General features: G+C 70.3%; 10 protein-coding genes. 5 read left to right on the forward strand and 5 right to left on the reverse strand.

Annotation, left to right across the window (positions count from 1 at the left end):
* Nucleotides 1-7: 7 nt before the first annotated feature.
* Nucleotides 8-946, reverse strand: a complete 939-nt coding sequence (locus K2X24_RS11905) for a D-2-hydroxyacid dehydrogenase (RefSeq protein ID WP_292498192.1) — start codon at nucleotides 944-946, stop codon at nucleotides 8-10.
* Nucleotides 947-1,062: 116 nt separating this feature from the next.
* A complete protein-coding gene (locus tag K2X24_RS11910; protein ID WP_292498194.1) occupies nucleotides 1,063-2,271 on the reverse strand; it encodes an aminotransferase class V-fold PLP-dependent enzyme in 1,209 nt (402 codons plus the stop codon).
* A gap of 590 nt (nucleotides 2,272-2,861) precedes the next feature.
* Between K2X24_RS11910 and K2X24_RS11915 the strand changes: the two genes are divergently transcribed.
* The 3 genes from K2X24_RS11915 (at nucleotide 2,862) to K2X24_RS11925 (ending at nucleotide 5,453) form a co-directional block, all read left to right on the forward strand.
* On the forward strand, nucleotides 2,862-3,680 hold the full coding sequence (locus tag K2X24_RS11915; protein WP_292498198.1) for a UDP-2,3-diacylglucosamine diphosphatase: 819 nt from the start codon (nucleotides 2,862-2,864) through the stop codon (nucleotides 3,678-3,680).
* Complete coding sequence (locus tag K2X24_RS11920) at nucleotides 3,677-4,756, forward strand: glycosyltransferase family 1 protein (protein WP_292498200.1); 1,080 nt, start codon at nucleotides 3,677-3,679, stop codon at nucleotides 4,754-4,756. The genes K2X24_RS11915 and K2X24_RS11920 overlap by 4 nt, the downstream gene beginning before the upstream one ends.
* 67 nt (nucleotides 4,757-4,823) lie before the next feature.
* Complete coding sequence (locus K2X24_RS11925; protein WP_292498202.1) at nucleotides 4,824-5,453, forward strand: ribonuclease HII; 630 nt, start codon at nucleotides 4,824-4,826, stop codon at nucleotides 5,451-5,453.
* Here K2X24_RS11925 and K2X24_RS11930 read toward each other — a convergent pair.
* Nucleotides 5,419-6,543 carry a PA0069 family radical SAM protein gene (locus K2X24_RS11930; protein WP_292498205.1) on the reverse strand — a complete coding sequence of 375 codons (1,125 nt, stop codon included), beginning with the start codon at nucleotides 6,541-6,543 and terminating at the stop codon, nucleotides 5,419-5,421. The genes K2X24_RS11925 and K2X24_RS11930 overlap by 35 nt on opposite strands.
* Nucleotides 6,544-6,710: 167 nt before the next feature.
* On the opposite strand from K2X24_RS11930, the gene K2X24_RS11935 reads away from it, so the two are divergent.
* The gene (locus tag K2X24_RS11935) at nucleotides 6,711-7,232 is read left to right on the forward strand and encodes a hypothetical protein (RefSeq protein ID WP_292498209.1); all 522 of its coding nucleotides are present in this window, start codon (nucleotides 6,711-6,713) and stop codon (nucleotides 7,230-7,232) included.
* Nucleotides 7,233-7,413: 181 nt separating this feature from the next.
* On the opposite strand, the gene K2X24_RS11940 is transcribed toward K2X24_RS11935, so the two are convergent.
* Nucleotides 7,414-7,653 carry a hypothetical protein gene (locus tag K2X24_RS11940; RefSeq protein ID WP_292498212.1) on the reverse strand — a complete coding sequence of 80 codons (240 nt, stop codon included), beginning with the start codon at nucleotides 7,651-7,653 and terminating at the stop codon, nucleotides 7,414-7,416.
* Between the two features lie 138 nt (nucleotides 7,654-7,791).
* Nucleotides 7,792-8,670, reverse strand: a complete 879-nt coding sequence (locus K2X24_RS11945) for an SDR family oxidoreductase (RefSeq protein ID WP_292498218.1) — start codon at nucleotides 8,668-8,670, stop codon at nucleotides 7,792-7,794.
* Nucleotides 8,671-8,777: 107 nt separating this feature from the next.
* Here K2X24_RS11945 and K2X24_RS11950 point away from each other — a divergent pair, with 107 nt between their 5' ends.
* On the forward strand, nucleotides 8,778-9,194 hold the full coding sequence (locus tag K2X24_RS11950) for a helix-turn-helix domain-containing protein (RefSeq protein ID WP_292498215.1): 417 nt from the start codon (nucleotides 8,778-8,780) through the stop codon (nucleotides 9,192-9,194).
* Nucleotides 9,195-9,261: the final 67 nt, after the last annotated feature.

The raw sequence follows: 9,261 nt of genomic DNA on the forward strand, positions 1-9,261 counted from the left end.
AGGAAACTCACACCACGTTCTGCGGCTTGCCGGCGACGTAGGCCTCGACGTTGTCCACGAGCTGGTCGGCCAGGATCTGCATGGCCTCCTTGCTCGCCCAGGCCACGTGCGGCGTGACGATGAGGTTGGGCAGGTCGAGTTGGCAGAGGATGTTGCCGTTCTTCGGGGGCTCGGTCATCACCACGTCGAAGCCGGCGCCGCCGATGGTGCCGGCCTTGAGGGCCTCGGCCAGGGCTTCCTCGTCGACGAGGCCGCCGCGGGCGGTGTTGATGAGGAGCGCGTGCTTCTTCATCTTCGCGAGCTGTTCGCGCCCGATCATGTTGCGGGTCTCGGGCGTCAGCGGCGCATGCAGCGTGATGACGTCGGATTCACGCAGGATCGTCTCGAAATCGACGAGGCCCTCCTGGGGGAAGACGTCGTAGGCGAGGACCGTCATGCCGAGCGCTTCGGCGCGCTTGGCGATGGACTTGCCGAGCGCGCCGTAGCCGACGATGCCGAGTGTCGAGCCCGCGATGTCGTGGATCGGGTAGTCGAAGTAGCAGAATTGGGTCGACTTCGCCCAATCGCCCCGGCGCACGGAATTGGCGTAGGGCACGATGGCGCGCCGCAGGGCGAACATCAGGCCGATGACGTGCTCCGGCACGGTGTTGAAGGCGTAGCCGCGAATGTTGACGACGGTGATGCCCTGCGCCTTGGCGGCTTCCTTGTCGACCACGTCGGTGCCTGTGGCGGCCACCGCGATCAGCTTGAGGTCGGGCAGCTGCTTCAGGGTCTCGGCCCGCATCGGGACCTTGTTGATCAGCGCGATCTCGGCGCCCTTCAGGCGCTCGACGATCTCCTCCGGCGTCCAGGTCGACTCGTACTCGACGTACTCGTGCGGAAAGTTGAACTCACGGACCTTGGCGTCCAGGGACTCGCGGTCGAGGAACACGATCTTCTTCGTCATGGAATCCTCTGGCCGATCCGGCCAAGTCACGGATGGAGCAAGGCTCGGTCAGGTTGGTCGGGTGTGCCGGAGCGGGCGAGCCCGCACCGGCACGTCAGATCGAAAGGTCGATGGCCTCAGGCCTTGGCGAGCGGGTTCTCGCGCAGGTAGCTCGACGCGGCGGCGACGCCGGAGCCGGGCTGCACCTTCACACCATGGTCGAGCATCGCCATCTCGGCGCCCGCGATGGCACCCAGCAGCGACAGCTCGTTCATGTCACCGACGTGACCGATGCGGAAGACCTTGCCGGCGACCTGGCTCAGGCCCGCGCCGAGCGCCAGGTTGTAGCGCACGTAGGCGTGCTTGATGATCGCGGCGGCGTCGACGCCCTCCGGCACCAGGATGGCCGTGACCGTGTCGGAGTTCCACTTGGGCTCCTTGGCGCAGGTCTTGAGGCCCCAGGCGGCCACGGCCTGGCGGGTCGCCTCGCCGAGCACGTGATGGCGGTGGTAGACGTTCTCGAGGCCTTCCTCGTTGAGGCAGGCCAGCGCCTCGCGCAGGCCGTAGAGCAGCGGCAGCGACGGGGTGTAGGGGAAGTAACCGGCCGGGTTCTGCTTCTGGTGATCGGCCCAGTCGAAATAGACGTGCGCGAGGCGGTCGTTCTGGCCCGACGAGGTGTCGGCGGCCTTGAGGGCCTTCTGGCTCACGCAGATCACGCCGAGGCCGGCGGGGAGCATCAGGCCCTTCTGCGAACCCGCGATGGCGCAATCGACCTTCCACTCGTCCATCTTGAATGGCAGCGAGCCGATCGACGAGACGCCGTCCACGAAGAGCAGGGCCGGGTGGCCGGCCGCGTCGATGGCCTTGCGCACGGCGCCGACATCGCTGGTGACGCCGGTGGCGGTCTCGTTATGGACCACCATCACGGCCTTGATCTCGTGGTTCTTGTCGGCGCGCAGGGCCTCGCCGATCCGCTCCGGGTTGGCACCCGTGCCCCACTCCTCGTCCTGCACAACCACCTCGAGGCCGAGGCGCTGGGCCATGTCGATCCAGAGGTGGCTGAACTGGCCGAAGCGGGCGGCCAGCACCTTGTCGCCCCGCGACAGGGTGTTCGTCAGGGCGGATTCCCAGATGCCGGTGCCGGAGGCCGGGAACAGGAAGATGGTGCCCTCGGTCGAGCCGTAGACCGCCTTCGTGTCCTCGAACAGCGGCTTGGTCAGGGCGGGGAAGTCCACCGAGCGGTGATCCTCGGACTGGACCATCATCGCGCGCATCACGCGATCCGGGATGTTCGTCGGGCCCGGAACGAACAGGTGGTTCCGGCCGGGACGTCGCGTTGCCGCCATGGTGTTTTCTCCGTTTCTCACGTTGCGCCCGCACGGGCTGGCCGTGCGGCGCCAAGGATGCGCCGATGGTTGATGCGGCCCCCGCGGGCGGCCCCGGATCGGTCCGGATGCCCCGCGTGGCCGCTGGTCAGGTGAATCGTGGGACGATCTCGTTCGCGCCGTCCGGTGTTCGGGCGGGGGCCGGACGGAAACCCGCCGACGCCGAAGGAAGACCCTCGACGTGCCTGCCCGCGCGCGGCACCGAATACCTCAAGCCACTTCTCCATGGGCCGGGGCGCGCGCTCGACACGCGCTCACCGCTGGGCCGTTTCAGCGTCGTCGTCCCCGGGGACGGCACCCTTAGTTCGCCTCGATGGGCTCCGGTCATGCGTCCACGGACGCGGCCCGGTGGGGCACCTTGAGCGGGACTATGCCCCCCTTCAGGCCGAAAGGAAAACCCGAAATACTTGATCCCAAATCAAAATTTTTTTCGTGGATGAAGAGCTTACGTCGCGGCGCGGGATGCCGGGCGTGGTCCGGTCCGGCGTCATCAAACTGATACGGGAATCCGGTTTGGCTGCCTGGTATCGGAGGCTGTCCCGGAGGCAAGCGTGGGCGAAGAGACCGAGACGACCCGCGTCCGGACACTGTTCCTGTCCGACATGCATCTTGGCACCAAGGGCTGCCAAGCCGACCTGTTGCTCGAATTCCTGCGCGATTACGATGCGGACGAGATCTATCTCGTCGGCGACATCATCGACGGCTGGCAGCTCAAGTCCGGCTGGTACTGGCCCCAGAGCCACAACGACGTCGTGCAGAAGCTGATGCGCAAGGTGCGCAAGGGTTCGACCCTGGTCTACGTGCCGGGCAACCACGACGAGTTCCTGCGCGACTACATCGGCATGACCTTCGGGGGCATCGAGATCGCCGACCAGCGCCTGCACGAGGCCGCCGACGGCAAGCGCTACCTCGTCATCCACGGCGACCAGTTCGACATGGTGGTGCGCCACGCCAAGTGGCTCGCCTACCTGGGCGACGGGGCCTACACCTTCGCGCTCTTCATCAACACCTACGTCAACACCGCGCGCCGCCGCCTCGGCCTGGCCTATTGGTCGCTCTCGGCCTGGGCCAAGCTCAAGGTGAAGAACGCCGTCAACTTCATCGGGAAGTTCGAGGAACTGCTCAGCGCCGAGGCCAGGCGCGTCGGGGCCGACGGGGTCATCTGCGGCCACATCCACCACGCGGCCCACCGGCAGATCGACGGGCTGACCTACCTCAATACCGGCGACTGGGTGGAATCCTGCACCGCCATCGTCGAGCATTACGACGGCACCATGGAGGTGCTGCACTACCCGAGCGTGATGCGCGCCCGCCTGCACGCCCCCATGGTCGAGCGGCCAAGGCCGGACGGCGCCCGGGCCGTCGCGTGAGGTTGCTCATCGCCACGGATGCGTGGGCCCCCCAGGTCAACGGCGTCGTCCGCTCCCTGGAGAACATGGCGGCGGCCGGTGCCGCCTACGGCTTCGAACCCGTCCTCCTGACCCACCGGGATTTCGCCTCCCTGCCCCTGCCGGGCTATCCCGAGATTCGCCTCGCCTACGCCACCAAGCGCCACGTGGCCCGCCTGTGGGACACCCTGCGGCCGACGCATGTCCATATCGCCACGGAGGGCACGGTGGGCTACGCGACGCGGCGCTACTGCCTCGCCCATCGCCGGCCCTTCACCACAAGCTACCACACGCGGTTCCCCGAATACCTCTCGGCCCGGGCGCCGGTGCCCGAGGCCTGGAGCTACGCCTGGCTGCGCCGGTTCCACGGCGCCTCGAACGGCACCATGGTGTCCACGCCCTCCCTGGAGCGCGACCTCGCCGGGCGCGGCTTCACCAAGCTCATGCGCTGGACGCGGGGCGTCGACACCGACCTGTTCCGGCCCCGGGCGGCGGGGGAGCCCGAGCCGGCGGCGTTCGCGGGACTGCCGCGCCCGATCTTCCTCAGCGTCGGCCGTCTCGCCGTGGAGAAGAACCTCGACGCCTTCCTGCGCCTCGATTTGCCCGGCACCAAGGTGGTAATTGGCGACGGCCCCGACCGGGTCCGGCTCGCGGCCATCGACCCCCGGGCGCGCTTCCTCGGAACCCGGACGGGGGCCGAGCTCGCCGCCCTCTATGCCGGGGCCGACGCCTTCGTGTTCCCGAGCCTGACCGACACCTTCGGCATCGTGCTGCTGGAGGCCCTCGCCTGCGGGGTGCCGGTGGCCGCCTACCCCGTCACCGGCCCCCTCGACGTGATCGGTGGCACCGGCGCCGGGGTGCTGGGGCACGATCTCGGAGCGGCGGCCCGCGCCGCCCTGGCGATCCCCCGCGCGCACTGCCGGGCCGAGGCCCTGCGTTACACCTGGGCCGAGAGCGCGCGCCAGTTCTACGACAACATCGCGCTGGCCCACGGCACCGCTCCCGTGCGGGCACGGGTTCCCGGCGCGGCCCCCCGCAGTGTCGTGGGGATCGGCTGAGGCGTGGACCGTCCGGCAGGTCCGGGCTAGGGAGGCACGCGCACCGCCCTGCCCCGGAACTCGCCCGATGCCCCCGTTCGACCCGCGCCTGGCGGCGACCTATCCGGCGGTGATCGGCTGCGACGAGGTCGGGCGTGGGGCGCTCTGCGGGCCCGTCGTGGTCGCGGCGGTCTGGTTCGATCCGGCCGCGCTCCCACCCGACCTGCTCGCCCTCCTCGACGACAGCAAGCGCCTGAAGGCGGCCGAGCGCGCAGCGTTGACACCCCTGATCCGGACGCACGCCCGCATTGCCGTGGCGGCGGGCTCGCGCGCCCTCGTCGACCGGCTCAACGTGCGGGGCGCGACCCTCGACGCCATGCGGCGCGCCGTGCTGGCCCTCGGCCTCGCCGAACCCGTCCGGGTCGACGGGCGCGACGCGATCCCGGGTCTCGCCCTGCCCTGTCGCGCGGTGATCGGCGGCGACCGCCTGGTGCCGCAGATCGCCGCCGCCTCCATCGTGGCCAAGACCCTGCGCGACGGGCTGATGCACCGGCTCGCCGGGCGCTACCCGGATTACGGCTGGGCCAGCAATGTCGGCTACGGCACGCGCGTGCACCTCGCCGGTCTGGCGGCGCGCGGGCGCTCGCCCCATCACCGCCTCAGCTTCACCCGCGCCTACGCCCTCAGAACAGACTCAGCTGATTCGTCGGAACCCTGAACAGGTCGGTGCGCAGGCGCCGGCGCGTCTCGGGGTATCCGAGGCGCCGCCGGGCAAGGCGCATGCGCTGGGCGATCAGGTCCGCGTAGGCGCCGGTGCCGGTCATGCGGGTGCCGAAGGCCGCGTCGTAGGCCTTCCCGCCCCGGGCCGCCCGGACCAGCGACATGACGTGCGCGCGACGACCCGGGTAGTGCTCGGCGAACCAGTCGTCCACCAGGGCGTCGAGTTCGAGGGGCAGGCGCAGGAGGACGTGGCTCGCCTCCACCGCGCCCTGCGCGCGGGCGCGGGCCAGGATCGCCTCGATCTCGTGGTCGTTGAGCGAGGGGATGACCGGCGCCGCGATCACCATCACGGGGATGCCGGCCGCGCTGAGGCGGCCGATGGCGTCGAGGCGCCGCTCGGGATGCGGCGCCCGCGGCTCCAGCCGGCGCGCCAGCACCGGGTCGAGGGTCGTCACCGAGACCGCCACCTTCACGAGGCCGTCCCGCGCGAGATCGGTGAGGAGGTCGAGATCGCGCAGGACGAGGTTCGACTTCGTCACGATCCCGACCGGGTGGCGAAAGCGCGCCAGGACCTCGAGCACCGCGCGGGTGACGCGATGCTCCCGCTCGATCGGCTGGTAAGGGTCGGTCGCCGTGCCGAGCGCGATGGTGGCGGGGCTGTAGCCCGGCGCCGACAATTCCCGCGCGAGGAGCGGGCCGGCATCCACCTTCCGGAACAGCTTCGTCTCGAAGTCGAGGCCCGGCGAGAGGCCCACATAGGCGTGGTTCGGCCGGGCGAAGCAGTAGACGCAGCCGTGCTCGCAGCCCCGGTAGGGATTGATCGAGCGGTCGAAGGAGATGTCGGGCGATGTGTTGCGGGTGATGAGCGTGCGGGCCTGCTCAGGCCGCACTTCGGTGCGCAGCGGCGGCGGCGCGTCGTCGCTCGGCCAGCCATCGTCGAAGAATTCCCGCCGGGCCGCCTCGTAGCGCCCGCTCGGATTGGCCGTGGCGCCCCGCCCCCGCCGTCCCCCGGCGGGCGGCGTCGCCTCGGCGAGGCGCCGCGCCGGTTCCAGATCGGACGAGGAGGGACGGGTCGCGTCTGGGGGCATCGGCCACGTTCGTTCCGGGAGGACGCTGGAACATAGCATGAACGAAGCGTCGTGGAACTGCGGATATTTCAGGCAGATCGGCCGGCGCTCGGCATTTCCACCCCAATGCCGGGGATGCGGCGCCATGCGATGGCTTTGCGCGACGAAAAAATGCGGTATGCGCGCGCATGCTCTCGGCTCTCATCTCCGTGGCCCGGCCCAACGACCCCGATGCCGTCGACCAGCTCGCCGATACCCTCGGCGCGCTCGTGGCGGGCGTCGCGGCGGGGCTCGTGGGCGATGCGGTGATCATCGTGCCCGCGCACAACCCGACGATCGAGACCGTGGCGGAGGCGACCGGCGCCAAGGTGGTGCTGCGCGGGCGTGGCGCCTCGCCCTGGTCGGCGGGCGCCAAGGCCGCGCGGCGGGATTGGGTGCTCTGCCTGGAAGCCGGCGACGTCCCGGCCGAGGGCTGGATCCGCCTCCTCGACCGCTTCATCGGCACCGCGCGGCCGGAGGTCTCCCTGGCGCGCCTGCGCCGACCCCATACCGGATTGCCCGCCCGCATCGCCGCCCGGGGCGAGCGCGTCCTCGGCGCGACCGCCCCGCGCCCCGGCGACCTCGTCCGGCGCGAGCGCCTGCTCGCCGGGCCGAAATTCGCCGGCCGCCTCAAGGCCCGCCCGCTCGCGGCGCGCCTCGACAGGGCGTGACGGGCGGAAGCCGTCGGGACGGGCGGTTTCGCGGACACGAAAAACCCGCCCCGGCTGAACCAGGGCGGACGAACGCGTGAAACGCGACGGGATCAAACGATTTTCGGTCGATTGCCTCTCGTCCTCTCCCGAGGGAGAGGGCGCCCGCGCAGGAACCCGGACGCTTCAGCCGCAAACCCGATCAGTCGCAGCTTTCCTTGGTGACCGTCTTGCGGTCGCCGACGTCGTTTTCCTTGGTCACGGTCTTCGAGGAACAGCCGTCGCTGGTCTCGCGGCGCTCGACCGTGCGGCTCTCGGTGGAGGGGCGGTCGACCACGACGGTATCCGGCGCGTCGCGGCGGATGACGGTTGTCTCGGCCTGTACGGCCGAAGCACCGAACAGCGTGGCCAGGGTCAGGGCGGCGATAATGGGGTTGCGCATGGACATCTCCCTCCAGAAATTCTGGAGTCCCAACGGCGGCCCGCCGGAATCCGTTCCGCAACATCCTGGCGCGACATGCCGAATGCTCCCGCTTGGTCGCGCATTCGCCAGCGATAACCTGACGTCCCGGCGGAGACGTCAGGCGAGAGCCGTCGCGATGACGCTCGCCAGCGGGGTCGTCGGCCGCCCGATCAGAGCGCGCAGGGCGTGTCCGTCGTCGAACAGGGCGCCCTGCGCCGCCCCCGCATCGGAGTCCGCGAGGAGGCTCGCCACCCCGTCGGGGAGGCCGGCGGCAAGGAGGGCCGCCCGGTACTCCGGCGCCGGCAGGTCCTGGTAGCGGATCGGCCGGCCGGAGGCCTGCGCGGCCGCTGCGGCGAACGCATCTAAAGTGTAGGCCTCGTCCCCCGCCAGTTCGTAGACGCGCGCCCCCGTCGCCTCGGCGGTGAGCACGACGGCGGCGGCCTCCGCGTAATCGGCGCGCGCGGCGCTGGCGATCCGCCCCGCGCCGGCACTGCCGAGCATCACCCCATGCGCGAGGGCCGCCGGCAGGGAAGCCGTGTAGTTCTCGGTGTACCACCCGTTGCGCAAGATCACCGCCGGCACGCCGGATTCCGCCAGGATCGCCTCGGTGGCGCGATGCTCCCCGGCAAGCCCCAGGGGCGAGGTGTCCGCGCGCAGTAGGCTCGTATAAGCGATGAGCCCGATTCCGGCCCGGCTGGCCGCCGCAATGACGTTGCGGTGCTGGGGCACGCGCTGGCCAACCTCGCTGGACGAGATCAGCAGCAGGCGGTCGACGCCCGCGAAGGCCTCCGCCAGGGTTTCGGGCCGCGCGTAATCGCAGATCCGAACCGTGACGCCCTGGGCATGCAGGTCCTGCGCGGCCTGAGACTGAGGATTCCTGACACCAGCGACGATGCGGGCTGCCGGCACCCGGCGCAGGAGTGCCGCGACGACGAGGTGCCCGAGTTGGCCGCTCGCGCCCGTGACGAACAATTGGGATGTAACGGTCTGGGACATGTCGCTGCGCCTCATGGTTCTTGATCCACACGAGGTCTATAAAAGAGACCGACAGGCCCCGTAAGGCGGCAGGTTTTCGATCCCTGGTTACCGGTAAGGAACCCGCCATGCGCGATGACGGCGACAGCCGGAACGGTCCCGACCTCGCCGAACGCTTCGCGGCTTGGCAGGATCTCGGTCTCGATCCGCATTCTTGCCCGGTCCGCGACGTGCTCAGTCACGTCGGCGACAAGTGGACCACGCTGATCGTCGCGGCGCTCGCCGGCGGTCCCCACCGGTTCGGGGCGATCCACCGGGTGATCCCCGACATCTCCAAGCGGATGCTGACCCAGACGCTGCGCGACCTGGAGCGCGACGGCCTCGCGACGCGGCGCGTCTTCCCCACCAGCCCGCCGAGCGTCGAGTACGGCCTGACGCCGCTGGGGCGATCGCTCCTCGATCCGCTCACTGCCCTGGTGGCTTGGGCGGAGCGGAACCACGCCGCCATCGCCGCGGCCCGGACGCGGTTCCGAGCGGAGACATGAGACTGCTTCGGCTGATCGCTTCGTTCGGCCTGGCCGGAACGGGCCCCCTCTCCCGTCTGGGAGAGGG

The sequence above is a fragment of the Methylobacterium sp. genome (genome assembly GCF_019750675.1).
GTDB lineage: Bacteria > Pseudomonadota > Alphaproteobacteria > Rhizobiales > Beijerinckiaceae > Methylobacterium.